Source organism: Paenarthrobacter sp. PAE-2, assembly GCF_026013155.1.
Classification (GTDB): Bacteria; Actinomycetota; Actinomycetes; order Actinomycetales; family Micrococcaceae; genus Arthrobacter; species Arthrobacter ureafaciens.
Genome location: NZ_JAPDNV010000007.1, coordinates 92044 through 115982 on the forward strand (window position 1 = coordinate 92044; position 23939 = coordinate 115982).

Annotated in this window: 25 protein-coding genes; 16 read left to right on the plus strand and 9 right to left on the minus strand. The window is 64.3% G+C overall.

The features are described 5' to 3' along the window. Positions 1 to 11: 11 nt before the first annotated feature. The 6 genes from OCL88_RS06225 (at position 12) to OCL88_RS06250 (ending at position 4938) form a co-directional block, all read left to right on the plus strand. Positions 12 to 1973: a glycosyltransferase family 2 protein gene (locus OCL88_RS06225; protein ID WP_031216657.1), complete on the plus strand. Its 1962-nt coding sequence runs from the start codon at positions 12 to 14 to the stop codon at positions 1971 to 1973. After that, positions 1963 to 2295 (plus strand): STAS domain-containing protein, encoded by a 333-nt coding sequence (locus OCL88_RS06230; RefSeq protein ID WP_166187302.1) that lies wholly within the window; start codon positions 1963 to 1965, stop codon positions 2293 to 2295. Before OCL88_RS06225 ends, OCL88_RS06230 begins: the two co-directional genes overlap by 11 nt. Beyond that, positions 2288 to 2707 carry an ATP-binding protein gene (locus OCL88_RS06235; protein WP_264961943.1) on the plus strand — a complete coding sequence of 140 codons (420 nt, stop codon included), beginning with the start codon at positions 2288 to 2290 and terminating at the stop codon, positions 2705 to 2707. Before OCL88_RS06230 ends, OCL88_RS06235 begins: the two co-directional genes overlap by 8 nt. A 195-nt stretch (positions 2708 to 2902) precedes the next feature. Beyond that, positions 2903 to 3448: a hypothetical protein gene (locus tag OCL88_RS06240; protein WP_264961944.1), complete on the plus strand. Its 546-nt coding sequence runs from the start codon at positions 2903 to 2905 to the stop codon at positions 3446 to 3448. Between the two features lie 123 nt (positions 3449 to 3571). Continuing rightward, positions 3572 to 4657, plus strand: a complete 1086-nt coding sequence (locus tag OCL88_RS06245) for a C2 family cysteine protease (RefSeq protein WP_179012956.1) — start codon at positions 3572 to 3574, stop codon at positions 4655 to 4657. 8 nt (positions 4658 to 4665) lie between these two features. Then, positions 4666 to 4938, plus strand: a complete 273-nt coding sequence (locus tag OCL88_RS06250; protein WP_152343112.1) for a hypothetical protein — start codon at positions 4666 to 4668, stop codon at positions 4936 to 4938. 112 nt (positions 4939 to 5050) lie between these two features. Here the strand turns inward: OCL88_RS06250 and OCL88_RS06255 are convergent, their stop codons facing one another. Further along, the gene (locus OCL88_RS06255) at positions 5051 to 6145 is read right to left on the minus strand and encodes a pyridoxal-phosphate-dependent aminotransferase family protein (RefSeq protein WP_264961945.1); all 1095 of its coding nucleotides are present in this window, start codon (positions 6143 to 6145) and stop codon (positions 5051 to 5053) included. A 163-nt stretch (positions 6146 to 6308) separates the two neighbouring features. Here OCL88_RS06255 and OCL88_RS06260 point away from each other — a divergent pair, with 163 nt between their 5' ends. The 6 genes from OCL88_RS06260 to purM all read left to right on the plus strand — a co-directional run bounded on the left by OCL88_RS06260 (position 6309) and on the right by purM (position 11534). Then, on the plus strand, positions 6309 to 7139 hold the full coding sequence (locus tag OCL88_RS06260; RefSeq protein ID WP_201433711.1) for a phosphatase PAP2 family protein: 831 nt from the start codon (positions 6309 to 6311) through the stop codon (positions 7137 to 7139). A 158-nt stretch (positions 7140 to 7297) separates the two neighbouring features. Then, positions 7298 to 7807: a 2-oxo-4-hydroxy-4-carboxy-5-ureidoimidazoline decarboxylase gene (uraD, locus tag OCL88_RS06265; RefSeq protein ID WP_264961946.1), complete on the plus strand. Its 510-nt coding sequence runs from the start codon at positions 7298 to 7300 to the stop codon at positions 7805 to 7807. Further along, a complete protein-coding gene (gene uraH, locus OCL88_RS06270) occupies positions 7804 to 8145 on the plus strand; it encodes a hydroxyisourate hydrolase (protein WP_062098071.1) in 342 nt (113 codons plus the stop codon). The genes uraD and uraH overlap by 4 nt, the downstream gene beginning before the upstream one ends. Before the next feature lie 90 nt (positions 8146 to 8235). Next, a complete protein-coding gene (locus OCL88_RS06275; protein WP_062098074.1) occupies positions 8236 to 8583 on the plus strand; it encodes a hypothetical protein in 348 nt (115 codons plus the stop codon). Between the two features lie 156 nt (positions 8584 to 8739). After that, complete coding sequence (purF, locus tag OCL88_RS06280; protein ID WP_193592801.1) at positions 8740 to 10383, plus strand: amidophosphoribosyltransferase; 1644 nt, start codon at positions 8740 to 8742, stop codon at positions 10381 to 10383. Next, a complete protein-coding gene (purM, locus tag OCL88_RS06285) occupies positions 10380 to 11534 on the plus strand; it encodes a phosphoribosylformylglycinamidine cyclo-ligase (protein ID WP_021472797.1) in 1155 nt (384 codons plus the stop codon). Before purF ends, purM begins: the two co-directional genes overlap by 4 nt. A 123-nt stretch (positions 11535 to 11657) precedes the next feature. Here the strand turns inward: purM and OCL88_RS06290 are convergent, their stop codons facing one another. After that, on the minus strand, positions 11658 to 12440 hold the full coding sequence (locus tag OCL88_RS06290; RefSeq protein ID WP_264961947.1) for a VOC family protein: 783 nt from the start codon (positions 12438 to 12440) through the stop codon (positions 11658 to 11660). After that, entirely contained in the window at positions 12437 to 13219 is a 783-nt protein-coding gene (locus OCL88_RS06295) for a VOC family protein (RefSeq protein ID WP_264961948.1), read from the minus strand. Before OCL88_RS06295 ends, OCL88_RS06290 begins: the two co-directional genes overlap by 4 nt. Positions 13220 to 13424: 205 nt before the next feature. On the opposite strand from OCL88_RS06295, the gene OCL88_RS06300 reads away from it, so the two are divergent. After that, the gene (locus tag OCL88_RS06300) at positions 13425 to 13892 is read left to right on the plus strand and encodes a DUF4383 domain-containing protein (RefSeq protein WP_062098082.1); all 468 of its coding nucleotides are present in this window, start codon (positions 13425 to 13427) and stop codon (positions 13890 to 13892) included. 279 nt (positions 13893 to 14171) lie between these two features. Here OCL88_RS06300 and OCL88_RS06305 read toward each other — a convergent pair whose 3' ends face one another. Continuing rightward, positions 14172 to 14396, minus strand: coding sequence for a DUF3073 domain-containing protein (locus OCL88_RS06305; RefSeq protein WP_021472802.1), 225 nt, complete (start codon positions 14394 to 14396; stop codon positions 14172 to 14174). 377 nt (positions 14397 to 14773) lie between these two features. Here OCL88_RS06305 and OCL88_RS06310 point away from each other — a divergent pair, with 377 nt between their 5' ends. After that, on the plus strand, positions 14774 to 15430 hold the full coding sequence (locus OCL88_RS06310; RefSeq protein ID WP_264961949.1) for a septum formation family protein: 657 nt from the start codon (positions 14774 to 14776) through the stop codon (positions 15428 to 15430). A gap of 75 nt (positions 15431 to 15505) precedes the next feature. Here the strand turns inward: OCL88_RS06310 and clpB are convergent, their stop codons facing one another. Then, positions 15506 to 18178, minus strand: a complete 2673-nt coding sequence (gene clpB / locus OCL88_RS06315) for an ATP-dependent chaperone ClpB (RefSeq protein WP_264961950.1) — start codon at positions 18176 to 18178, stop codon at positions 15506 to 15508. A 324-nt stretch (positions 18179 to 18502) separates the two neighbouring features. Here clpB and OCL88_RS06320 point away from each other — a divergent pair, with 324 nt between their 5' ends. After that, on the plus strand, positions 18503 to 19120 hold the full coding sequence (locus OCL88_RS06320; protein ID WP_264961951.1) for a pyridoxamine 5'-phosphate oxidase family protein: 618 nt from the start codon (positions 18503 to 18505) through the stop codon (positions 19118 to 19120). Between the two features lie 3 nt (positions 19121 to 19123). Here the strand turns inward: OCL88_RS06320 and OCL88_RS06325 are convergent, their stop codons facing one another. Genes OCL88_RS06325 through OCL88_RS06340 form a run of 4 tightly spaced genes read right to left on the minus strand, consistent with a single transcriptional unit; the run spans position 19124 to position 22241 of the window. Beyond that, positions 19124 to 20194 carry a sulfate/molybdate ABC transporter ATP-binding protein gene (locus OCL88_RS06325; RefSeq protein ID WP_264961952.1) on the minus strand — a complete coding sequence of 357 codons (1071 nt, stop codon included), beginning with the start codon at positions 20192 to 20194 and terminating at the stop codon, positions 19124 to 19126. After that, positions 20191 to 21027, minus strand: a complete 837-nt coding sequence (locus OCL88_RS06330; protein WP_201434920.1) for an ABC transporter permease — start codon at positions 21025 to 21027, stop codon at positions 20191 to 20193. The genes OCL88_RS06325 and OCL88_RS06330 overlap by 4 nt, the downstream gene beginning before the upstream one ends. A 27-nt stretch (positions 21028 to 21054) precedes the next feature. Continuing rightward, the gene (gene modA, locus OCL88_RS06335; protein WP_264961953.1) at positions 21055 to 21834 is read right to left on the minus strand and encodes a molybdate ABC transporter substrate-binding protein; all 780 of its coding nucleotides are present in this window, start codon (positions 21832 to 21834) and stop codon (positions 21055 to 21057) included. Further along, a complete protein-coding gene (locus tag OCL88_RS06340) occupies positions 21831 to 22241 on the minus strand; it encodes a TOBE domain-containing protein (RefSeq protein ID WP_264961954.1) in 411 nt (136 codons plus the stop codon). The genes modA and OCL88_RS06340 overlap by 4 nt, the downstream gene beginning before the upstream one ends. Positions 22242 to 22533: 292 nt before the next feature. Between OCL88_RS06340 and OCL88_RS06345 the strand changes: the two genes are divergently transcribed. Beyond that, positions 22534 to 23868 (plus strand): FAD-binding oxidoreductase, encoded by a 1335-nt coding sequence (locus OCL88_RS06345; RefSeq protein ID WP_264961955.1) that lies wholly within the window; start codon positions 22534 to 22536, stop codon positions 23866 to 23868. Positions 23869 to 23939 lie beyond the last annotated feature (71 nt).

The window sequence follows — 23939 nt, forward strand, 5'->3', positions numbered from 1 at the left end:
CAGGGGGGATTTTGACTCGTTTCTGGACCCGTTTGATCGTTGTCCTCACCGTCATTCTTGGCGTGAACTACGTTGCCTGGCGGTGGCTGGCTTCTCTGAACTGGGAGGCGTGGTGGATTGCCGTTCCGCTGGTGGTTGCGGAGACGTACAGCCTCATTGACGTGATGCTGTTCGGCCTGACGGTGTGGAACCTGAAGATCCGCAAGGCGCCGCCCGCCCCGCCCGCGGATGCCACGGTGGACGTTTTCATCACCACGTACAACGAGCCTCTGGACCTGGTGATGACCACCGCCCTGGCGGCCAAGGAGATCCGCTGGCCGCACAGCACCTGGATCCTCGACGACGGCAACCGGCCTGAGATGCGTGAACTCGCCGAAGCCAACGGCATCGGTTACGTAACGCGGACCGCGGACTGGACGCCGGACATGCCGCGTCACGCCAAGGCGGGGAACCTGAACAACGCGCTGATGCTCACCTCGGGCGAGTACCTGTTGATCCTCGACGCCGACCAGATCCCGGAGCCGGACATCCTGGACAAGACGCTGGGCTACTTCAACGACGATCGCGTTGCTCTGGTCCAGACTCCGCAGTACTTCATCAATGTCCCCGCGGACGATCCGTTGGGCAGCCAGGCACCCCTCTTCTACGGCCCCATCCAACAGGGCAAGGATGGCTGGAACGCGGCGTTCTTCTGCGGTTCCAACGCGATCCTCCGCCGCGAAGCCCTCATGCAACTGGGCCTGGTGGGCTACGTGAAAGCAACGGAGCAGAGCATCAAGCGTGCCTTGGCCGCCTCCAAGCAGGCCATCAAGAAGGCCCGCCGCTCCCCCGAGGCCGCTAACCCGTTGGTGGAACAGATGCTCAACGAGGTAGAGGCAGCAACCAACGCCGCGCAGCAGGATCTCGAGGCCCGGGTGTCCCTCAGCGAGATCACGTACCGGGTCCGCCGCAAGGTTGATGACGCCGTGCGGACACTCGTCGCAGCCGATTTCTCTGCGTTGCAGGCCGACCTTGAGGAAATCGCGGCCATGGAACTGGCCCACGTCGGCGAAGGCGGCGTGACCACCGTGGCGAGTGACGCCGTCGACCGTATGTCCGGCCGCGACTGGTCGCCGCTCGGTGCCCTGGAGTCCGTCCATGCGGTCCTGGACGCCATTTCCGTGGAACGCAGCGACGAAGCCCAGCCGGTCATGCCGCTGGCCACGATCTCCGTCACCGAGGACATGGCCACGGCCATGCGCCTGCACGGGCTCGGGTGGAAGAGCGTCTACCACCATGAGATCCTCGCCAACGGCCTGGCTCCCGAGGACATCAAGACCATGCTCACCCAACGCCTCCGCTGGGCCCAGGGAACCATCCAGGTCCTCCTCCGCGAGAATCCTTTGGTGCAGCGGAAACTCACATGGGGCCAGCGGCTGATGTACTTCTCCACCATGTGGAGCTACCTCAGCGGATTCGCCGCCGTCGTGTACTTCGCAGCGCCCATCATTTACCTCACGCTCGGCATCCTCCCGGTCACCAGCCTCAGTTTCGACTTCTTCATCCGCTTCATCCCGTTCATGGTGGTCAACCAGCTGCTCTTCGTCGTGGCAGGGCACGGGATCCCCACGTGGCGCGGCCAGCAGTACAGCCTCGCGTTGTTCCCCACATGGATCAAGGCATGTACGACGGCGGCGCGGAACGTTTGGTTCGGCCGTCCCCTCGGGTTCGCGGTCACCCCCAAGGCACGCCAGAGCGGCGGGCCAAGTTGGAGCCTCATCCGTCCGCAGATCATTGTGGCGGTGCTGCTGGCCATTGCCTTGGTGGTGGGTGTTGCGCGGTTGTTGACCGGCCTGGCCGAGCCTCTGGGGACGTTGGTGAATGTCGCCTGGGTGGCGTTCGACCTGGTGGTCCTGAGCGTGCTGGTCAAAGCAGTTTTGTACAAGGGTTTTGTGCCTGAAAGTTCCGAAGAAAGGAAGGCAGATGCAGTTTAGCTACGAAGTCAAGGACACCTACGCGGAGGTCAAAAGCGTTGGCCGTCTGAACATGGTGGCCGCCCCGAAGCTCCGCGAGCTGGTGAACGAGGTTGTTGCCGGCGGTTCCAGCCGCGTGGTGGTCAACCTGGCCGGCACTGACTTCATGGACTCGTCCGGGCTTGGCGCACTGATCGGCTGCCTCAAGGCCACCCGGCAGGCCGGTGGGGACCTCCGGATCGCCGGGGTCCAGCCGCAAGTGAAGATGGTCCTGGAACTGACCAACATGGACCGTGTCCTCACTGCCTATCCAACGGCCGAGGCAGCGTTCGGCAATGACTGAGGTCATTGCCCGCCGCGGCTTTCACGGCCCGTCCAACGAGGAAGCCGTCGAGGCCATCCACGGCGAACTGGATTCCCTGTGGGAGGACGCCTCCTTTGTGCCTGATGTTGACCGGATGACTTTTGCCACCGCCGTGATCGAGGCCGCCGCCAACGTGGTCCAGCACGCGGTTCCGGTGGCAGAGAAGCCGGTGGAGATCGACGTCGAGATCAGCGTATGGCCGGTACGGTTGGTTGCCCGGGTCAGCGCCCGGAACGCCCGCGAGCCGTTTGCCGGGGACATGCAGGCTTCCATGCCCGGTTCCGATGCCGAGTCCGGGCGTGGCCTTGCCTTGATCGAAGCCCTGGTGACAACGGTGACGTTCGAACGCCAGGACGGAACCAACACCTGGATCCTCACCCGCAACACCTGACCCTCTATCACATCCCACCCCCTTTCCCCCGCCCCTCTATCACATCCCACCCCCTTTCCCACCGCCCCTCTATCACATCCCCCCCAGGGGGGCCTTCTCCCCATGGCCGGACGCACGGTAAGTGTGAAACCATGCGGTGACTGCCGCCGTCGTGCTTCCACGCGCGCGTGAGCAAAACCGAAAACTGGGGGAAGAATGCCAAAGACCACCGCCAGGCTGAGCACGTGGACCGTGGCCTGTGTCCTCGCGCTGTCCGCGTGCACCCAAACCCCGAACGGCCCAACAAGCGGCACGCCAACGGCAACACCAACAGCGACCCAAAAGCCCGCCTCCGTGGCAGAGAGCTACGCCAAATACGATTCCCTTCGCACCGATCTGGCCGCTGCCTTGGAACAGAACCTGCCCGGCATCACGTGGAGTACGGACAAAGCCGCCACCCTGGCTAAATCAAACGACGGGCGTTGCATCCTCCAACCGGCGAGCATGAAGAGCAGCGCGGACATTGTGGAGGCGTCGCGGAACTTCGAGGATGTCTTCGCAGCGGGCGACCCCGTCCTGGGGAAGTACGGGTTCCCGGCGTTCGGGGGCACGGACGACGTCCCTGGAGGCTGGCTGGTCGCGCGCAGCACGGACGCCGCAGGTGCCACGGTAAGCATCGAGGCCAAGGGTCCGGCCTACCTGCGCATCACGGTTCCGGTGGACTCAGCCAGCTGCAGCCCCACTGAAATCCTGATCGACTAGACCGGCGGGCCAAGGGAACTTCTACCCATCGACCCACCCCACGGGGCGGGATACCGTGACCGTGGCCAACCGCTGCTCGACGTCGGCCACACATCTTTGAAGACATTCACGACGGGGGACGCGATGCCGGGATTCTACGGTGCCGATATCCAGCAGTTAAGGGCACTGGCCAAGACCATGGCCCGGCACTCAGACACAATGAACGCGTTGTCCAAGGAACTCGGGCAACTCATCGCCTCAGCTCCGTGGGACGGCCGTGATGCGATCCAGTTCCGTCAGGCGTGGGATGCCGAACACCGGCCGATGCTTCACCGGACGGCCTCCACCCTCCAAGCACAGTCCAAGGAACTGGAACGGAACGCGGACCAGCAGGACAAGTCCAGCGCCGCTTCCACCGGATCCGGCGACTCCAGCAGGGGCGACTCCAACCCGCCCGGTGACCCCGGTCCCCTCGATCCGGACAGGCCCGACGTCGATGTCCCCGGCGACGTGCGCAAGGACCCGGACGCCGGGGATCCCGGCGACATCAACCAGGGACAAATCGGCGACTGCTGGCTGCTGGCCGGCATCGGGTCCGTTGCGCAGACTTTGGAACAGCAAGGCAAACTGGACGAGTTCCTCGAATCGCACATGCGGCCGGTCGGCGACCCGCCAACCCACTGGGTGGTCACGCTGTACGAGGACGGCGAACCGGTGGAAGTCACGGTGGAGGCCAAGTCCACCGAGGGCGGCGTCCGCGGCGCTGACGGCCAACCCAACTGGTTGTCCATCTACGAACGTGCGGCCGCCGAGCACCTGGGCGGTTCCTACGATGACATCGACGGCGGTTTCAGTAACGACGCCATGGAGCTCATGACCGGCCGTTCCGCGGACAAGGACGGAGAGCTCGACCTTGGCTCCATCGAGGAAAAGCTTGCCTCCGGCCAGGCGGTCTCGGTGGGGACCGAGGACGTCAAGGATGACGACTTCGACTGGTTCTGGGAGTCCGAGGAAGTCAACCGCACCGACGTCGTTCCCAACCACGCGTACGTTGTGGTGGACGTAAAAACGAACGACGACGGCGAGAAAGTGATCGTTTTGGCCAACCCTTGGGGACCTTCCGGAGGTTACATGAGCGGGGACGACGACAAGAAAGCCGGGACACTGGAACTGACCGAGGACGAGTACAAGGAAAACTTTGATTCCGTGTACTCCGTGGACACCAAGTAGGGATGGCCGTGGAACAGCTCGTAACAGTCAAGCAAGGGACGCAACCCACATTCGATGGCGTGAAGGTGGGCGTTGTGAAGATCGGCGTCGCGGACGGCAAACCCGCCATCCAGTTCTGGATCCGGACCGGCGAACAGGAGCGCAAGCAGGCGTTCCGGGAGGGCCAGTCGACCTCATTGCCGGGTGCCGGAACCTTGAGGATCGTGTCGATTCAGCCGGCCGACGGCGGAACACCCGCCTCCGCGGTTTTGGCGTACGACGCCGGTCAGCTCACCCCGTGAGGTGATAGAGGAACCGGGAAAACCCGTCGGGAAGTGATAGAGCAACGGTAGTTGGGGGATGCTCTATCAGATCCCCGCGGGTTTCCGGCGTTGCTCTATCACGTCCTTACACTCACGCCTTCGCCATCGCCTCTTTCAATGCGCCGAGCACCAACGTTACTGATGCGCTGTTGGCGTTCGGGCCCATCATGCCGATCCGCCAGACGGTGTCCGTGTATTCACCAACACCCGCGCCGATTTCCATGCTGAAGTGCTCCAAAAGGTAAGCGCGGACGGCAGCCGAGTTGACGCCGTCGGGCACTCTTACCGTGGTGAGGCTTGGCAACCGGGCTCCTTCGGCGGCGAAGAGCTCGAGGCCCATCTCCTGCAAACCTTCCTGGAGCGCGGCCCCGGCAGCGCGGTGGCGGGCCTGTACGACGTCGAGCCCCTCGGCGAGGATGCGGTCCAGCGCCGCTTCGAGACCGGCGATCATGGTCACCGGCGCCGTGTGATGGTACGTCCTCGATCCGGAAGCTGCTCCTACATAACCGCCGAGCAGCCCGATATCCAGGTACCAGGAGCGCGGGTCCTTGACGCGACGTTCGAAGGCGCGGTCCGAGACTGTGAACGGGGAGAGGCCCGGCGGCACGCCGAGGCATTTCTGGGTTCCGGCATATCCGACGTCGATGCCCCAGTCGTCTGCCAAAAGCTCAAGACCGCCGATGGACGTGACAGCGTCGGTGATCAGGAGCGCGTCTCCTTTGCTTGCCCCGAGGGCGGCGATGTCGGACTGAACCCCGACGGAAGTCTCCGCATGGACAGCCGCGATGACTTTCGGGTTGGGGTGGGCGGACAACACCCGGTCAGCGTCCACAGGCTGGCCCCACTCATGATCAACCCTGACCACGGTGGCACCGCAACGCCGGGCAACCTCGCACATTCGGGCACCGAAGAGTCCGTTCACCGCAATCACTGCCACGTCGCCGTCGGACACGGTATTCACGAACGCCGCTTCCATGCCGCCCGACCCCGTGGCGCTCAACGGAAGGGTCCGGGCGTTCGACGTTCCCCAGACCGTACGGAGACCCTCGCAGACCCGGTCGAGGCGCTCGATGAAGACGGGGTCCAGATGCCCAAGCACGGGCCAGGAAAGAGCAGCCATCGCTTCCGGGTAGCAGTTGCTCGGACCGGGGCCGAACAGGAATCTGGAGGTCAGGATCTGGGGCATGGAGCAACTCCTTCAACGCAGTTGATGGCCATTCTGCCGCAGCCGGTTGCGTGGAGCGAGCAGCAGGCGCCCTGAAGCGCGGCGGGCGGTCCCGCACCGGCCAGAAATGATAAGGTTACTCACTATTATCAAGTCCACCCCCGCCGAGCCGAAGAGGACGAAGATGACCACTGAGGGACGAGAGTCGCAGGACCACGGCGTCCGCGGAGAGGTCCGGCAAGACCGCTATGTGGCCGGGCAGGACCTGACGCGGTGGAAAAGCCCGGTTGGTCAACTCATGGCTGCCACGGCCCAGCGCATCACGACGTTCCTCGGCCCGTATGCCGCACTGGTCATCACCCTGGTCATCGGACTCCTCATCTCCGTTGCCCTGGTTGTCACTTTCGGCGAGGTCTACGAATCAGTGACCGAAGCGGACGGCGTGGCCGGCCTGGACCATCCTGTCCTCGACGCGGCGAAGTCCTTCCGGTCCCCCGCCTTGGATGCAGCCACTACGGCCTACACAAACGTCGGCGGAACGATGGGAATGCCGTTGATCGCCGTTGGCATCATGATCTTCCTGGCCACCAAGCGGAAGTCGTGGACGCCGGTCATCCTGATGCTGGCCGCCGGACTTGGCTCCTTGCTCCTGACAGTGGCCGGGAAGCCCCTCTTCGGCAGGACCCGCCCGGACCTCAGCGACGCCATTCCTCCGTTCGAGCACTCGCCGTCATTCCCCAGCGGGCACTCATTGAACTCGATCGTGATCGCCGGAATCGTGGCATACCTGGTCATCCTGCGCTTGAAGAGCAAGAGGGCACGCATACTGACCATCGTTATCGCGTCCGTTTTCTCGCTAACCATGGGGTTGAGCCGCGTCTACCTGGGCCATCATTGGCTTACCGACGTGCTGGCCGCGTGGGCGCTGGGCATCGCGTGGCTGTCGCTGGTCATCATGGCGCACCGCCTCTATCTCACGGTGAGGACGCGGCACCACCAAGAGGCAGCGTCTTGACACCGGCCCAAGAACTCGGCTTCACTTATTACGTATGCTGAAATAACAGTTCCATGATGCGGAAGCTTGAAGCAATACGGCTTCCTCCTGCCCAACAAGCAGGAGTTCCGCATAGCCCACACCATGGATGCCAGCATTAACACGAGGATGACACAAGCATGGAGCTTGCAGTATTCAACAGTGTTGGACGCGACGAGGCCATCAAGGCCCTGACCCCTTGCCTGGATATCAGCCGCTGGGTGGAAACAATCGTCGACGCCCGCCCCTTCGCGAGCGTCGACGAACTGCTCCGCACGGCGAACCAGGCCGCCGAGCCGTTCAGCCCCCAAGAGGTCGAGTCCGCCCTTGCCCACCACCCCAGGATCGGCGAGCGGCCCAAAGCGCAAACAACCGAAGCGGCCATGTCCCGTTCGGAGCAAGCCGGCGTGGACCCCAACGACGACGGCACAGCAGCCGCGCTGGCGGAAGGGAACCGCGCCTACGAGGAAAAGTTCGGCAGGGTCTTCCTGATCCGCGCGGCGGGACGCAGCGCCAAGGAAATCTTGTCCACGCTGCAGGAGCGCCTCACCCACACCACTGAACAAGAAGACACAATTGTGGCTGAGCAACTCCGCGAGATCGCACTGTTGCGCCTCTCCGGACTCGTCAGCGAAGGAGCCAACGCATGAGCGTTTCACAGGTAACAACGCACATCCTCGACACCGGTTCCGGCCGCCCGGCGGCGGGTGTCGCCGTCGTACTCTACGTCCGCGAAGGCGAGAACTGGACGCTGGTCGGCAAGGGCCAAACCGATGCCGATGGCCGCATCAAGGACCTCGGACCGGAGCGCATTCCGGGCGGGGCGTACCGCCTCAATTTCGCCACGGGCGCCTACTACGACGGCCTGGGCATTGAGACGTTCTTCCCGGAAGTGGACCTGAACTTCACGGTCTCCGACGCCGGCGAGCACTACCACGTGCCGCTGCTCCTGAGCCCGTTCGCCTTCTCCACGTATCGCGGCAGCTGACCCGCTGCCCCGGATGCCAGTTAATCCCCCTGTTCCCCGTGAACAGGGGGATTAACTGTCACTCCGGCGATGACCGGTAGGCTGGAAGGCATGGCTTCCGAGGACACCAACCCCACCCCCAGCAACGAATCACCCGCCCGCCGCGACGTCACGGTCCGCCGGGCACCAAAGTTCGTCCCCTTCATGATCCTCGGAGCAATCGTCGGTGCTATCGTCGCCGCCATCATCGCTTTCAGCCGCCCCGCCGATCCCGAATTCGACGCCCCCACGGTTTTCGGATTCTTCCTCGTGGCCTGCGCCGGCGGCGGCGTGATCCTCTTCTCCATCCTCGCGCTCATCCTCGACCGCCTCAGCGTCAAGCGCGCAGAGCGGGCTGTGGTGGAAGCCGTTCCGGACTCGGTTCCGGACGAAGGACCAGAGCACGACGGCGACCGCTAAGGGACGCAGCCAGGGCACCTTTTCATGGGGAGCCACTGTGACACGCGCCGCATTTGGCGGACAAATCGCCTGATCGCGCAAGGAAACAGGCCCGGCCGCGTGGTCACAAAACCGGAGCGGGAACTTACCACGGCCGCAACATGAGACAATCGACCAGTGGCACGTGGCGACGGAAAACTTTCTCATGATCTTCTTCCCGGCGAAAAGGGCCCCCAGGACGCTTGTGGCGTCTTCGGGGTGTGGGCTCCTGGCGAAGAGGTAGCAAAACTTACCTATTACGGGCTGTATGCGCTGCAGCACCGCGGACAAGAGTCGGCTGGTATTGCTACCAGTGACGGCAAGCGCATCAATGTCTACAAGGACATGGGCCTTGTGTCCCAGGTCTTCGACGAGACAACCCTCAATACTCTCACCGGGCACCTTGCAGTAGGACACTGCCGGTACTCCACCACGGGTGCCAGTCACTGGGCCAACGCGCAGCCCACCCTGGGCGCAACCGCAACCGGCACGGTGGCCTTGGCTCACAACGGCAACCTGACCAACACCGCTGAGCTCCGGGAAATGATCCTGCAGCGCAACGACGGCCAGCTGACCGGTGAAATGAAGCAGGGCAACACCTCGGACACCGCCCTGGTGACGGCTTTGCTGGAGGGCGAAGAGGGCAAGACCCTGGAGCAGACCGCTTTGGAGTTGCTCCCCAAAATCAAGGGCGGCTTCTGCTTCGTCTTCATGGACGAAGGCACCCTCTACGCCGCGCGTGACACGTACGGAATCCGTCCCCTCTGCCTTGGCCGTTTGGACCGGGGCTGGGTTGTGGCCTCGGAACAGTCCGGCCTGGCCACCGTTGGTGCGAGCTTCATCCGTGAGATCGAGCCCGGCGAGTTCATCGCGATCGACGAGGACGGCGTCCGTTCCCAGCGCTTCGCGGAGGCCACCCCGGCCGGCTGTGTCTTCGAGTACGTCTATCTGGCCCGCCCCGACGCCGCCATCGCAGGCCGCTCGGTGTACGAGTCCCGTGTTGAGATGGGCCGCCAGCTGGCCCGCGAGAACACTCACGAGGCGGACATCGTTATTCCCGTCCCCGAGTCCGGCACCCCGGCAGCGGTTGGCTACGCCGAACAGTCCGGCATCCCGTTCGCGCACGGCTTCGTGAAGAACGCCTACGTGGGCCGCACGTTCATCCAGCCTTCGCAGACCCTGCGCCAGCTGGGCATCCGCCTCAAGCTCAACGCCCTGGAATCGGTGATCCGCGGCAAGCGCGTCGTGGTGGTCGACGACTCGATCGTCCGTGGCAACACGCAGCGGGCCATCGTCCGGATGCTGCGCGAGGCCGGAGCCAAGGAAGTCCACGTCAAGATTTCCTCCCCGCCCGTCCAGTGGCCTTGCTTCTACGGCATCGACTTCGCCTCCCGCGCAGAATTGATCGCCAACGGAGCCACCATCGATGAGATCTCGCAGGCAATCGGAGCGGACTCCTTGGCATACATTTCCGAGGACGGCATGATCGGGGCAACGCAACAGCCCCGCGAACGTCTCTGCACGGCCTGCTTCACCGGCAGGTACCCCATCGAGCTGCCGCACGCGGACAAGCTGGGCAAGAACCTGCTGGAACGCACCGATATTGGCGGACTTGCACCTGCCGAGCCCACTGCCGAAGCTGCCACCGATCCGGCCTCCACCGAGGATCCCGCCGAGAAATCGGGTGCCACCGGCTGCGACCCGGGACCGGATGCCGAATTCGAGAACCTCCTGACCGACGCTGATCGTTTGACCGACGCCGACAAGAAAGAGTCCGTATGACCTCCGCATCCCCTGCCGGAACCCCTGAGAACGCCTCCGGCATCACCTACGCTTCGGCGGGTGTCGACGTCGAAGCGGGAGACCGCGCAGTCGAGCTCATGAAGGACGCCGTCAAGGCGACCCACAACACCTCGGTGATTGGCGGCGTCGGCGGTTTTGCCGGCCTGTATGACGTCTCCAAGCTGCTGACCTACAAGAAGCCGCTGCTGGCCACCTCCACCGACGGTGTGGGCACCAAGGTCGCCATCGCGCAGGCCATGGACATCCACGACACCATCGGTTACGACCTCGTGGGCATGGTTGTGGACGACATCGTGGTGGTGGGTGCAGAACCCCTCTACATGACCGACTACATCGCATGCGGCAAGGTTGTTCCCGAGCGCATCGCTGACATCGTCCGCGGCATCGCTTCCGCCTGCTCCGTTGCCGGCACCGCCCTGGTGGGCGGCGAAACCGCCGAGCACCCAGGCCTTCTGGGCGAGCACGAATACGACGTCGCAGGCGCCGCAACCGGCGTCGTCGAAGCCGACGCCCTGCTCGGCCCGGACCGCGTCCGCGCCGGCGACGTAGTGATCGGCATGGCCTCCTCCGGCCTCCACTCCAACGGCTACTCGCTGGTCCGCCGCGTCATCAACCACGCAGGCTGGGCGTTGGACCGCCAGGTTTCCGAACTCGGCCGCACCTTGGGCGAGGAGCTCCTGGAGCCGACCCGCGTCTACGCAGCCGACTGCCTGGACCTGGCCCGCACCTTCCCGGTGACGGCAGGAGCAGCTGTCCACGGCTTCAGCCACGTCACCGGTGGCGGCCTCGCCGCCAACCTGGCCCGCGTTCTTCCGCAGGGCCTCGTGGCCACCGTTGACCGCGCTACGTGGGAACTTCCCGCCATCTTCAAGCTCGTTTCCGAGCTGGGCAACGTCCCGCTGGCCGACCTCGAGCGCACGCTGAACCTCGGCGTCGGAATGGTTGCGATCGTTTCGCCGGAAGCTGCCGACGCCGCAGTCGCCCGCCTCAACGAGCGCGGACTCCCCTCCTGGGTCATGGGCACGGTTGCAGAGAACTCGGATTCGATCGACAAGACCGGCCCGGACTACGTACAGGGCGCAAAGGGCGTCGACGGCGGCGCCGTCCGTTTGGTGAACGCCTACGCCTAAGCGGCTTATCGCCTCACACACAGGGCGGCCCGGCCGTTTTCGAACTGCCGGGCCGCTCTGCGTTCCCCCAACTAGGTCGCATTTGTGCGCGTTTTCAGCGGTCAAAATGCGCACTAATGCGACCTATTTGGGTCGGAGGACCTGCATCAGGCTCAGCACGCCGCCTTGGGGATCCATGATGGTGGCCAGCGAGCCTTCTTCCGGCTGGTCCTCGGGCTCCACCAGCACAGTCCCTCCGGCGGCGATCACGGAGGCCACGGCCTTTGTCACGTCCGAGACCCCGAAGTAGACCTGCCAGCCGGCCTCATCGCCATCTTCGGCAGGGACGATTCCGGCCACCTCGTTACCGTTGACTATCAGCGTCGAGTAGCTGCCGCCGTCGTCCTGCGGGTATTCCGTAACGTCATGACCGAAAAGCTCTTGGAGGAATGCGACGGCGGCTTGCGGCTGGGGAGTCAGGAGTTCCGCCCATGCGAAAGCGCCGTGTTCGTTGAAGCGGTGGCTCCCGCGGTGCGTGCCCGGCTGCCAGATGCCCGTGGTGCCGCCTCCGGGGGGGGCCACGAACGCCAGGACACCGGTGTCGGCAACCTGCTCCGGCCCGAATTCGAGCTTGCCACCGGCGTGGACGGCGTCCTCACAGATCTCCTCTGCGTCCGTGGCAGCGAAGTAGATATTCCACTGCCCGGGTGTTCCCGCAGCTTCCTGCCGTGGATTCTGTGGAGCTATGACCGCCACAAGGTCCCGGCCCAGGAACGCCTGCGCGTAGCGGCGGTCATCGGGCGTGGGCAGGTCCTGGAAGGTCCAGCCAAACAACGCACCGTAGAAGTCCTTGGCCGCCCCAACATCCCTCGTCTGAAGATCCGCCCAGCACGGCTCCCCGTGGGCGTAGTGGGTCCGGGACGTCATGCCGGGAGTCCTGCCATGATGCTGAACGCCGCTCCGGCGGGATCCATGAGCACAGCCATTCGCCCGATTCCGGGAACGTCGAACGCCGGAGCGATGACGTGCCCGCCAAGGTCGACGGCCTGTTGCAGCGCCTGGTCCACGTCCTCCACGTTGAAATAGGTCATCCAGAACGGGAGGAGTCCTTCGATGGGCACCTTGAGGGCACCGGCAACCGGCCGGCCCTCCACCACGAGGCTGGTGTATTCCCGTTGGTCTCCTGCCGGCCCTGTGCTGCTGGTGCAGCCTGTGACCGCTTCATAGAAGGCAACGGCTTTGGGGACGTCATTGGTTTGGAGTTCATTCCAGATCATGGTTCCGGGCTCGTTGATAAGGCCTGAACCCAGATGGGTTCCGGCCTCCCAGAAGCCAATTTGCGCGCCCGTGGGATCGGCGGCAAAGAACATCCTTCCGCTGCCGTTCGGCACAGAGTCCGGAGCGACGACGATGGTTCCTCCCGCGGCCACCGCACGCTCAGCTGCCGCATCTGCCGAGTCCACGGCAAGGTAGTTCGCCCAATAGGAGGGCATGCCCGGAGGCGCATCGGGCAGCTGCTGCATCATTCCGGCGACGTACCGGCCCTTCAGCCTGGCCATGTAGTAGGTCAGGCCCTGGCCCACGTCCATGGCTTCAAGTTCCCAACCAAAAAGTTCCCGGTAAAACTTCTTGGAGACTTCGATGTCCGTGGAAGACAGGTCCACCCAACACGGAGTCCCCTGCTTGTACCGATCAACTTCCGGCATGGCTGTCCTTTCCGAGAACGTGGCCCCCTCAACCTAGTATCTCCGGCTGTGCTGCCCACAACGCGGGAGCCGCGCCGCTTCCGTCGTCCGCATGTGAAGGTAACGTCTCCATCACGGATCCCTAATACTAAGGAACCTTATGATAGCGTCTGGAGTGCACGGAAAGAACTCAGGACTACGCACCCACACTCACTGAGGAGAAACCATGACAGCCACGAACCACCCCGCCCGGACCCGAACAACCATCCAGCGCGCAGCACAAATTGTTGGAGTAGTTTTCCTTCTGGTCGGCATTCTGGGCTTCATTCCCGGAATCACCTCCAATTACGACACCATGCAGTTCGCCGGACACACCTCCGAAGCGCTCCTTCTGGGCATCTTCCAGGTCTCAATCCTGCACAACATCGTCCACTTGCTCTTCGGCGCAGCCGGCTTGCTGATGGCCAAAACACCCGGCCAAGCCCGCAATTACCTCGTCGGTGGCGGCATCATCTACCTGGTGCTCTGGATCTACGGCCTGCTCATCGGCCAGGATTCGACGGCCAACTTCGTGCCGCTCAACAGCGCCGACAACTGGCTGCACCTGATCCTGGGCATTGGCATGCTGGGCCTCGGATTTGGACTCAGCCGCCGCACAACGGACAACCGCACCGGCAACGTCGTGGGCCGGTAGCCTCACAACGTTCAGGGCCCGCCCTGGTGCGCCTCCCGCGGGGGACGCAGGGCGGGCCTTGCTGCGTTCAAGGACGCTCGACGTTGTGGGTGAACGCAAGGTTGCGGGTGAACGCAAGGTTGCGGGTGAACGCAAGAAGGACCCGCAGGGTACGCCGATGTTCGGCATGCCCTGCGGGCCTTCTTGAGAGATCTTCGGCATCCGTGGATGCACGACAACCTTGATGTACGACGGCGGTACGCAACTCAGTGCCTGGAGGCACCTGTTGTGTTGCGAGAGCTAGCCGAGACGGCGGGTGTCTACCTCGTCGTCATCATCTTCCGCGTACTTGTCCTCGTAAGCCGAGTAATCCGGCTCCGGAGGATCCTCTTGGAAGTGGCTCTTGGCACGACTAGATGGGCGCGTGAGCTCACGCTCAAGTGCCGAGTAGTCAGTGTTCGGGGAGTAGTACTTGATGTCCCGAGCCTGCTTGGTAGCTTTTGCCTTTTGACGGCCGCGCCCCATGGCGTGACCCCCTTTTGTACTTGGACCGGAGGTGGTCACCTTTGGCTATCGGTGAGGCCCCGGAATGTTTGGTCAATTTGTCGTATGTCTAGATTACATGGTTTCAGGGGTGCCTGTGTGCCACCTAAGAGCCGTGCCTGACCCCCAGGCCGGCCGCAGCACCTCACAAGGGAACGAAAATTGGGTAGAGTCTGCCTCAATGCGGCGTCAGATCAGGAAGGCACACCACCCGAATGACTCAGGACAACACTCCACCCCGTGACGAGTCGGCAGCGGAACCAGGCAAGGAGCAGGTGCCGCCTGCCCCGAATGTGCCGCCGAAGCCTGACCTTCCACCCCCGCCGCCACAGCCGGCGCCAATGGGACAGTCGGCGCCAATGGGTGGGGTAAGCGATCCGCAGCAGCCCGGCTACCCGGCAGAGCCAATCGATGCGCAGCAGCCGGACAACCCGCAGCCCGGCTACCCCGCACAGCCGATCGATCCGCAGCAGCCCGGCTACGCGGAGCAGCCGCCACCACAAGGTGATCCGGTCAAGCGTCAGCGCCTGGTGATCGGGGGAATCGTGGTGGGGGCCTTGGTCCTCATCGGCGTCGTCATCTGGGTCCTGCTGAACCTGCTGGGAACCCGCCCCGAACCTACGGTCGCTTCGCCGACACCTTCGGTCACCCTGGGACCCCTCCCCCGCGACACGGACGCCAAGGATTTCCAGATCGGGGACTGCTTCGCGGACTTCGACCCCAACGCATCCAAGGCCCGCGCGGTGGCTTGCGACACTGAGCACACAGCCCAACTGGGTGCGGCTTTCACTTACCCCACGGATGATTCCTTCCCGGGAACCAATGCACTGCGCGACAAGGGCCGGGAGGTCTGCAAAGGCATCAAGCTCAATGACGCTGCCAACGAATACACCAATCTGTTGCAGCAGAATGTGTACCCGAGTCCCAGCAGCTGGGACCGCGGGGACCGGCGGGTGGACTGCTTCATTGTGGTGAGCCCGGGCAGCACCATCAAGGAGGACCTGTTGGAGAAGTAGCCTCACGGCTACCCCTCCAACAGCGTCACCCCTCCAGCCCTGTCAGCTCTCCTGCCCTGCCAGTTTCTGGCCGGCCTACTTTTCCGGCGACGGTTCCTTCCGGCGGACCGAAAGCCCCGTCCCTGCCGACCAGCCGCCGTCGGAGTTTCCCATCTCCTCAAGGCCCTCGATGGTGAGGGCGTCGACGTCGGCGGCGGTGTCCACCAGGACGGTGTCGCCGTCGCTGATCTCCCCGGCAAGGATTTCCTTGGCGAGGCGGTCACCGATCTCGCGCTGCACGAGGCGGCGGAGCGGCCGGGCACCGTAGGCGGGATCGTAGCCGGACATTGCGAGCCAGGCGCGGGCGCCGTCCGTGACCTCGAGCGTGAGCCGCCGTTCGTAGAGGCGCTTGGTGAGTTCGGCGACGTGCAGTTCCACAATCCGGGCGAGCTCTTCGACCGACAGCGGGTCGAAGAGGACGATCTCGTCCAGGCGGTTTAGGAACTCCGGCTTGAAGGAGCCCTGCACCACGGCCATGACGGCGTCCCGCTTCGCTTTCGCATCCATGGACGAGTCCACCAGGAACTGGCTGCCCGCGTTGGAGGTCAGCACCAGGATGGTGTTCCGGAAGTCCACTGTGCGGCCTTGGCCGTCGGTGAGGCGACCGTCGTCGAGCACCTGCAGGAGGATGTCGAAGACCTCAGGGTGGGCCTTCTCAACCTCGTCCAGCAGGACCACCGAGTACGGGCGGCGCCGCACGGCTTCAGTAAGCTGGCCGCCTTCCTCGTAGCCGACGTATCCCGGAGGGGCACCGACCAAACGGGCCACGGAGTGCTTCTCGCTGTACTCGGACATGTCGATCCGGATCATGGCGCGTTCGTCATCGAAGAGGAAATCCGCCAAGGCCTTGGCCAGTTCGGTCTTGCCGACGCCGGTGGGGCCGAGGAACATGAACGAACCCGTGGGGCGGTTGGGATCGCTGATCCCGGCTCGGGCACGGCGCACGGCGTCCGAGACCGCCTGCACGGCCTTCGACTGTCCGATCAGGCGCTTGCCGAGCTCCTCCTCCATGTGGAGCAGCTTTTGTGATTCGCCTTGGAGCATGCGTCCCGCGGGGATGCCCGTCCACGCTGAAATGACCTCGGCGATGTCGTCGGCACCGACTTCCTCCGCCACCATCAGCTCGGGCTTGGCGCCCCTCGCCGATTCTTCTTCGGCAGCGGCGTTGAGCTCGCGTTCCAAGGCAGGCAGCTCACCGTAGAGAATCCTCGACGCCGACTCGAGGTCGCCTTCGCGCTGGTGCTTCTCGGCAGCCGAACGCAGCTCGTCGATCTTGGCCTTCAGGTCGCCGACCCGGTTCAGGCCGGCCTTCTCGGCTTCCCACCGCGCATTCAGCGCACTGAGTGCCTCCTTCTTGTCCGCCATGTCAGCCCGAAGGGCAGCCAAACGCTCAACCGATGCGGGATCCGTTTCACCCTGCAGGGCAAGCTCTTCCATGGTCAGGCGGTCCACGGCACGACGCAGCTGGTCGATTTCTTCCGGAGCTGAGTCGATTTCCATGCGAAGGCGCGAGGCGGCTTCATCCACGAGGTCGATTGCCTTGTCCGGCAATTGCCGGCCCGAGATGTACCGGTTCGACAGCGTGGCAGCTGCCACCAGGGCGGAGTCCGCGATGGCTACCTTGTGGTGGGCCTCGTAGCGTTCCTTCAGTCCACGGAGGATGCCAATGGTGTCCTCCACGCTGGGCTCACCCACATACACCTGCTGGAAACGGCGCTCCAGCGCGGGGTCCTTTTCGATGTTCTCGCGGAACTCGTCCAGGGTGGTCGCACCAATCAGGCGCAGCTCACCACGTGCCAGCATCGGCTTGAGCATGTTGCCCGCGTCCATGGCGCTCTCGCCTGTGGCACCGGCGCCAACAACGGTGTGGATCTCATCGATGAACGTGACGATCTGCCCGTTGGAGTTCTTGATCTCCTCCAGCACGGCCTTCAACCGCTCTTCGAACTCACCGCGGTACTTGGCGCCGGCCACCATGGAGGCAAGGTCCAGTGCAATGAGCGTCTTCCCGCGGAGGCTTTCCGGCACGTCGCCTGCCACCATGCGCTGGGCAAGGCCTTCGACGACGGCGGTCTTGCCTACGCCGGGCTCACCGATCAGAACAGGGTTGTTCTTGGTACGGCGGCTCAGGACCTGAACCACGCGCCGGATCTCGCTGTCACGGCCGATCACGGGGTCAAGCTTGCCCGAGCGTGCCACGGCAGTGAGGTCGGTACCGAACTTCTCCAAGGCCTGGAAGGTGTTCTCAGGATCCGGCGAATCGACCTTGCGATCGCCCCGGACACCCGGCAGGGCGGCGAGCAGCGCTTCATGGGAGGCGCCGGCGTCGCGCATTAACTTCCCGACGGCGTCACTGCCGGCCGAGAGCCCCAGGAGCAGGTGCTCTGTGGAGACGAAGGAATCTCCCAGCTTGTCCGCCTCAGCCTGGGCAGCCTGGATCGCCTGCATGGCCTGACGCGACAGCTGGGCCTGCTGGACCGAACTACCCGACGTGGACGGCAATGCCTTGATGGCTGAACTTGCCTGAACACTCACGGCATCCGGGTCAGCGCCGGTGGCGCGCAGCAGTGCCACGGCAACGCCCTCCCGCTGATCCATGAGCGCTTTGAGGAGATGAGCCGGTTCCACCTGCGGATTGCCGGCAGTCGAGGCATTCATGGCGGCCGCAGAAAGGGCCTCCTGGCTCTTGGTGGTGAATTTGGCGTCCAAAGAGAGCTCCCTTTCTGGAGTAGTACCAATGCTTTCAAAGTTGAGTGTACTACGCTCAACTTTGGATTTGGTCCACTGTGTTCCATGTTTGCCCACGGCGAAACTGCTGTCCAGAGCCGTTCTACCCGGTTGGGCGTGGCCGAAGTCGGTACACTCCCGCGCCCGTACCCGCCCGGCGCACCCGTTCCGGCGGGGCCCCGCACCCGTTCGCGCACGGCGCACACGTACCAATGGGCGCGAATGGAGGAAAAGGGTGCGCCCCCCAATCGACCGCAGCAAGGTGCGCCAGCCACACGCGGGCACCGGGGAAACTAGGCTGGGGCCATGAAACCCATCGGCTGCGCAGACGAACTGGAACAACTGATCGGTCAACCCCTGGATCGGGTCCGACGAAAAGTCCGCAGCGAGCTTAGCGACTTCGACCGGCAGTGGCTTGCGGCCAGCCCCTTCTGCGTCATCTCGACGGCGGACGCCCGGGGTCGCGTCGATGCCTCACCGAAGGGCGATCCCGCGGGCTTCATCGAGGTCCTGGACAAGCGCACCATCGCCATCCCTGAGCGGCCGGGCAACAAGCTCGCCTTCGGATTCCGCAACATCCTGGAGAACCCGAACGTGGGAGTCCTTTCCATCGTCCCGGGACGGACGGACACCCTCCGCATCAACGGTCAGGCGCAGCTGGTCAGCGATGGCGACTTCTTCGACCGGATGGTGGTCAAGGGACACCGGCCCCGCGTCGCCATTGTGGTCTCCGTAGACGAGGTTTTCACCCATTGCGGCAAAGCGTTCATGCGGAGCGGGCTGTGGGAGCCGGATTCTTGGGATTGCGGGGGCCTGCCGAGTATGGCCATGCTCTCCAAGGCCTACGTCCAGCCCGATACGCCCCTCGAAGACTTGGAGTCCTACTACGGCCCGTCCTACGCGGAGCGCATGTACAAGGACTAGGTGTCAGGCCGGGTAGATGGACACCAGGGCCGACTTCACCACGAACCGGACCTCCATCCCCGGAGCCAACCCCAGATCGGCAGATGCCGCTGGGGTGACGTCTGCGGAGAGAGTGTCCGCTTCCCCGCCCCGTGCATGCACACGGATCTGGCCACCGTGCCTTTCCAAGTCGGTGATGGTCACCGGGAAAGAGTTGCGGGGACTTCCGTGCACATCGCCCAGGAAGACGGAAACGGCCGACGGCGGAAAGGCTGCCACGCCTGCCTGGCCGGGCCCGGGTGACCACTCGGGATCGTGTTGCCCGGCGAAAAGCCGACCATCCGGCGTCGTGATTCCTTCCGCAGTGATGGACCCGGTGACGATATTGAGCCCGGCGAGTCCTGCGGCGAAATGGCTGCGGGGGCGTTCAAGGACCTGGCGTGTGGGGCCTTCCTCGGCAATGCGGCCGCCCTCGACGACGATCACGCGGTCGGCGAGCATGTAGGCGTCAAGGACATCGTGGGTGACGATGATGGCTTTGCGGCCTTCCAGGACGCGTTTCAGTACCCGCCGCAGCATGGGAGCTGCGTGGATGTCCAGTGCGGCCATGGGTTCATCCAGGAGCAGCAGCTCTGGCTCGGCGGCAAGCGCCCTGGCAACCGCCACCCTTTGGGCCTGGCCTCCTGAGAGCTGCGCCGGCTTTCGGTCCTGGAGCTCGAGCGCGTCCACTTCGGAGAGCCAGTGCCGGGCCGCTTCGCGTGCCTTGCGTTGGGAACTCCCCGTGCTTCGCGGGCCGAAGGCTACGTTGTCCAGAACACTCAGGTGGGGAAAGAGCAACGCCTCCTGTGCCAGAAGGGCTATGCCGCGATGGTGGGGTGCGCTCCAATGGTGGGTGCCGCCGTCGAGCGTGAAGAGCGGCCTGCCGCCTATCCGTGCCGCGGCGGAGTCCGGGCGAACCAGGCCTGCCGTGACGTTCAGCAACGTGGATTTGCCTGCGCCGTTGGGGCCCAGGACGGCGACGGTCTGGCCCTCGGCAAGGGTGAGGGACATGTCGAAGTTGCGGGCGGCGAGGCGTGCGGACAGCTCAAAGGTCATTTCGTAGCCCCTGATTCGGTACGGTTTCCGGTGCGGATTCCGGCCCTGCGGCCTCCGTAGCTCAGCCCGACCACGGCGATGGCCACGGCAACCAATACCAAGGACAGGGCGACGGCGGCGTCGGCGTCGGTTTCGCGCTGGAGGTAGATCTCAAGGGGCAGGGTACGGGTGACCCCTTGCAGGCTTCCGGCGAACGTGAGGGTGGCGCCGAATTCACCGAGGCTGCGCGCGAAGGACAGGACCGCTCCCGAGGCCAGGCCCGGCAGCACCAGCGGCACGGTCACCCGCCGAAGGACGGTTCCCGGACCGGCTCCAAGGGTCGCCGCGACCGCCGCGTACTTACTCCCGGCCGTGCGAAGGGAGCCTTCCAGGCTCACCACCAGGAACGGAAGCGCAACGAACGTCTGGGCAAGCACGACGGCGGTGGTGGAGAAAGCGATCTGGACACCCGCCAGTTCCAACGACTTCCCCAGCAAACCCTGCCTGCCGAAGGTGTAAAGCAAGGCGATACCCCCGACGACGGGCGGCAGCACCAGCGGCAACAGGACGAAGGCGCGCAGGAGACGCTGACCGGGAAACGGACTCCGCGCCAGGACCAGGGCCAACGGCACCCCGAGCAGCACGCAAAGAACAGTGCTCGCCGCCGACGTCCGCAGGCTCAGGCCGAGCGCCGTCAGCGACGATTCCGACGTGATGAGCGGGAAGAACTGCGACCAATTCACCTTGGCCACAATCGCCAGGAGCGGCAGCAAAATGAAGGCCGCTCCAACCGCTGCGAGGGCATAGATCCAGGAAGGGACGCCGGTGTAGCCGTGTCCGCCGCGTCGTGTCATGGGTGTCTTCAGCGCCATGGTGCGTTCTTACGGTGTGCCGAAGCCGGCATCGTTCAGTACTTTCCGGCCTTCGCTGCCGGTCACCAGGTCTACGAATGCCTCAGCGAGGTCCTTGTTCCTGGCCGAACCTACTGTGGCAATGGGATACGTGGTTGCGGCCTGTGCCGACTCCGGGAACGGGATCCCCTTGACCTTGCTCCCGGCTGTTTTGACGTCCGTGACATAGACCAGTCCGGCATCCGCTTCCTGGCTGATGACTTTGCCCAGGACATCGGTGACCGAGGACTCCTCGCTGACCGGGGTCAGAGTGGTGCCTGCAGCTTTCTCCACCACCTGCGTGGCGGCGCCGCAAGGGACCTGTGGTGCACAGACCACAACTTTGACGCCCGGTTTACCCAAGTCCGGGAAGGAACTGATGTTTGCCGGGTTGGACGGCGGAACCACGATCTCCAGGACGTTGGTTGCGAAGTTCTTGGGTGCTTTGTCCAGAAGGTTGGCATCGGCAAGCCTGGTCATGTTCCGGGTGTCCGCCGATGCGAAAACGTCCGCGGGTGCCCCCTGGGATATTTGCGTGGCGAGGTCCGAGGAACCGGCGAAGTTCAGGGTGACCTTGGTTCCGGGGTTCCTGGCCTCGAAGTCGTGGGCCAGCTGGGTGAAAGTTGATTTGAGGGACGCCGCAGCAAAGACGGTGACCGTTCCGGAGGGCCCCTCCCCCGAGACGGCTGGATTTGCCGGCGCGCAACCTGACATCGCCGCGGCAAGGACCCCTGCACCGAGCAACGCGCTGACGAACCTGAGGGGGCTCATATGATGCTCTTTCCCTGAGGCGCCTCGATGATCACGGTGGTCGCTTTCACCACTGCGGTGGCGACGGAGCCGAGCTCGAGTCCCAGCTCACGCACGGCTTCACTGCTCATGAGGGACACCACGCGGAACGGGCCGCACTGCAGCTCCACTTGGGCCATGACCTTGTCCGTGGTGATTCCGGTGACCAGGCCCACAAAGCGGTTGCGGGCCGAGCTCCCCGCCCGTGAAGGATCGTCTTGAAGGTGTGATTGGTCCCTGGCCAGGTTGGCGAGCTCCAACCCGTCAACAGCGAGCCTGCCCGACGGGTCCTTCTGCGCCGTGAGGGTCCCGTTTTCCGTCCAACGCCGGACGGTGTCATCGCTGACTCCCAGGAAACGGGCTGCTTCGGAGATCCGTATTTGCGGCATGCGGGAAGTATATCGTCGCATTTGCGGTTTTCTGCGGCTTCGAGAGCCGCAATACGTCAAGTGACCCGGCGTGGGTGCTGGGCGCTCCGGGCGCACCCGTTTCCGCTGCACGCAACCCTTTTGGGCTCACGCCGCGCCCCTTCCCGCACGACGCACCCACAACACCAGGTGCGCCCGGCGGCAAGAGATGCGCACCGCCGTCGTACTTCCGTAAGCATTACCCATGGCCCGCCACGATGCGCCGCCGTACCCTGTTCTAGGGAGAGAGTCTTAGGCGCGAAGGAGCGTCCACATGGAATGGATTCGTCCGGAAGATCCGGACTATGACGAAACCCGAAAACTCTTCAACGCAATGATCGACCGACGGCCGGCTGTCATTGCCCGTTGCTCCTCTCCCGGCGAGGTGGCCGAAGCCCTCCACCACGCCAGGACACACAATCTGGATGTCGCCGTCAGATCGGGCGGGCATTCAGTGGCCGGCATGTCCACGAATGACGACGGCCTGGTAGTTGATGTCCGGCCCATGAAATCCATTCAGGTGGACCCGGAAGCGAAGACGGCCAAGGTCGGCGGCGGTGTCACATGGGGCGAATTCGATCGCGCCACCCAGCAACACGGGCTGGCGGTAACCGGTGGCAGGGCGTCCACCACGGGCGTCTCCGGCTTCACGTTGGGCGGAGGTTCGGGTTGGCTGGAACGGTCCTACGGGTTCTCCTGCGACAATCTGCTCTCCGTGGATTTGGTAACCGCCTCCGGGGACCTGGTGACCGCGAGCGCCACGGAAAACCCCGAGCTGTTCTGGGCGTTGCACGGCGGCGGCGGAAACTTCGGCGTGGCAACGTCCTTCACGTTCCAACTCCACGATCTTGGTCCAACGGTGACGGCCGGGCTGGCCCTCTTCCCCGGGGAAGCCGCACCGGAGATCTCGCGCGCCTACCGGGACCTGGCACTCAGCGCACCCGATGAGGTGGGCACAGCCCTGGTCTACCAGACAGCCCCGTCCGAGGATTTTGTACCCCCGGACATGGTGGGCAAGCTGGCCGTTGGCATGGCTTACCTGTACGCGGGGAACGCCGAGGAGGGCGAAGAGCACGCAAGGCCATTCAAGGAGCTGGGCCCGTCCGTGGACCTTATTGACGCCATGAACTACGCGGATTTCCAGTGCATGATCGATGATCCACCGGACCACTACAACTACTGGAGCGCCGACTATCACGATCACCTCAGCGACGAAGCCCTGGACATCCTGGTGGACTCGGCACAACGGCTCCCCGGGCCCAATTCGCAGCAGCTGGTGGGGCGTTGGGGTGGCGCGGTGGGCGGACCTGCTGCGGCCAACACGCCCTTGCAGCATCGCAGCGCAGCGTGGGTGAGCCACCCCTTTGGCTTGGCCGAGACGCGGGAAGGATGGCAGGAAGCGAAGGATTGGGTGAAGCAGTTCCGGCAGGACATTGCCCTGCATACCACCGGCGGCGTGTGGCTCAACTTCATCGGCGACGAAGGGCAGGACCGGATCATGGCGGCCTACGGGGAGCAGAACTACAGGCGACTCTCCAAGGTCAAAGCCCAATTCGATCCCGACAACGTCTTCAGGGGCAACCAGAACATCCTGCCGGCCGAGCGCTGACCCCAGGCTCCTTCCCGGTTGCCGTGAACACCACGGGCAGCGAAGCCCGCGATTCCGGGGCGGTGGTTCGG

Coding starts and splice junctions, on each gene's coding strand:
- purM (WP_021472797.1), top strand. CDS start 10,380: ATGACCTCCGCATCCCCTGCCGGAACCCCTGAGAACGCCTCCGGCATC.
- OCL88_RS06320 (WP_264961951.1), top strand. CDS start 18,503: ATGAAACCCATCGGCTGCGCAGACGAACTGGAACAACTGATCGGTCAA.
- OCL88_RS06300 (WP_062098082.1), top strand. CDS start 13,425: ATGACAGCCACGAACCACCCCGCCCGGACCCGAACAACCATCCAGCGC.
- OCL88_RS06345 (WP_264961955.1), top strand. CDS start 22,534: ATGGAATGGATTCGTCCGGAAGATCCGGACTATGACGAAACCCGAAAA.
- OCL88_RS06235 (WP_264961943.1), top strand. CDS start 2,288: ATGACTGAGGTCATTGCCCGCCGCGGCTTTCACGGCCCGTCCAACGAG.
- OCL88_RS06330 (WP_201434920.1), bottom strand. CDS start 21,027: ATGACACGACGCGGCGGACACGGCTACACCGGCGTCCCTTCCTGGATC.
- OCL88_RS06310 (WP_264961949.1), top strand. CDS start 14,774: ATGGGTGGGGTAAGCGATCCGCAGCAGCCCGGCTACCCGGCAGAGCCA.
- OCL88_RS06295 (WP_264961948.1), bottom strand. CDS start 13,219: ATGCCGGAAGTTGATCGGTACAAGCAGGGGACTCCGTGTTGGGTGGAC.
- modA (WP_264961953.1), bottom strand. CDS start 21,834: ATGAGCCCCCTCAGGTTCGTCAGCGCGTTGCTCGGTGCAGGGGTCCTT.
- uraD (WP_264961946.1), top strand. CDS start 7,298: ATGGAGCTTGCAGTATTCAACAGTGTTGGACGCGACGAGGCCATCAAG.
- uraH (WP_062098071.1), top strand. CDS start 7,804: ATGAGCGTTTCACAGGTAACAACGCACATCCTCGACACCGGTTCCGGC.
- OCL88_RS06230 (WP_166187302.1), top strand. CDS start 1,963: ATGCAGTTTAGCTACGAAGTCAAGGACACCTACGCGGAGGTCAAAAGC.
- OCL88_RS06325 (WP_264961952.1), bottom strand. CDS start 20,194: ATGACCTTTGAGCTGTCCGCACGCCTCGCCGCCCGCAACTTCGACATG.
- OCL88_RS06340 (WP_264961954.1), bottom strand. CDS start 22,241: ATGCCGCAAATACGGATCTCCGAAGCAGCCCGTTTCCTGGGAGTCAGC.
- OCL88_RS06240 (WP_264961944.1), top strand. CDS start 2,903: ATGCCAAAGACCACCGCCAGGCTGAGCACGTGGACCGTGGCCTGTGTC.
- OCL88_RS06290 (WP_264961947.1), bottom strand. CDS start 12,440: ATGACGTCCCGGACCCACTACGCCCACGGGGAGCCGTGCTGGGCGGAT.
- OCL88_RS06245 (WP_179012956.1), top strand. CDS start 3,572: ATGCCGGGATTCTACGGTGCCGATATCCAGCAGTTAAGGGCACTGGCC.
- OCL88_RS06305 (WP_021472802.1), bottom strand. CDS start 14,396: ATGGGGCGCGGCCGTCAAAAGGCAAAAGCTACCAAGCAGGCTCGGGAC.
- OCL88_RS06275 (WP_062098074.1), top strand. CDS start 8,236: ATGGCTTCCGAGGACACCAACCCCACCCCCAGCAACGAATCACCCGCC.
- OCL88_RS06255 (WP_264961945.1), bottom strand. CDS start 6,145: ATGCCCCAGATCCTGACCTCCAGATTCCTGTTCGGCCCCGGTCCGAGC.
- OCL88_RS06260 (WP_201433711.1), top strand. CDS start 6,309: ATGACCACTGAGGGACGAGAGTCGCAGGACCACGGCGTCCGCGGAGAG.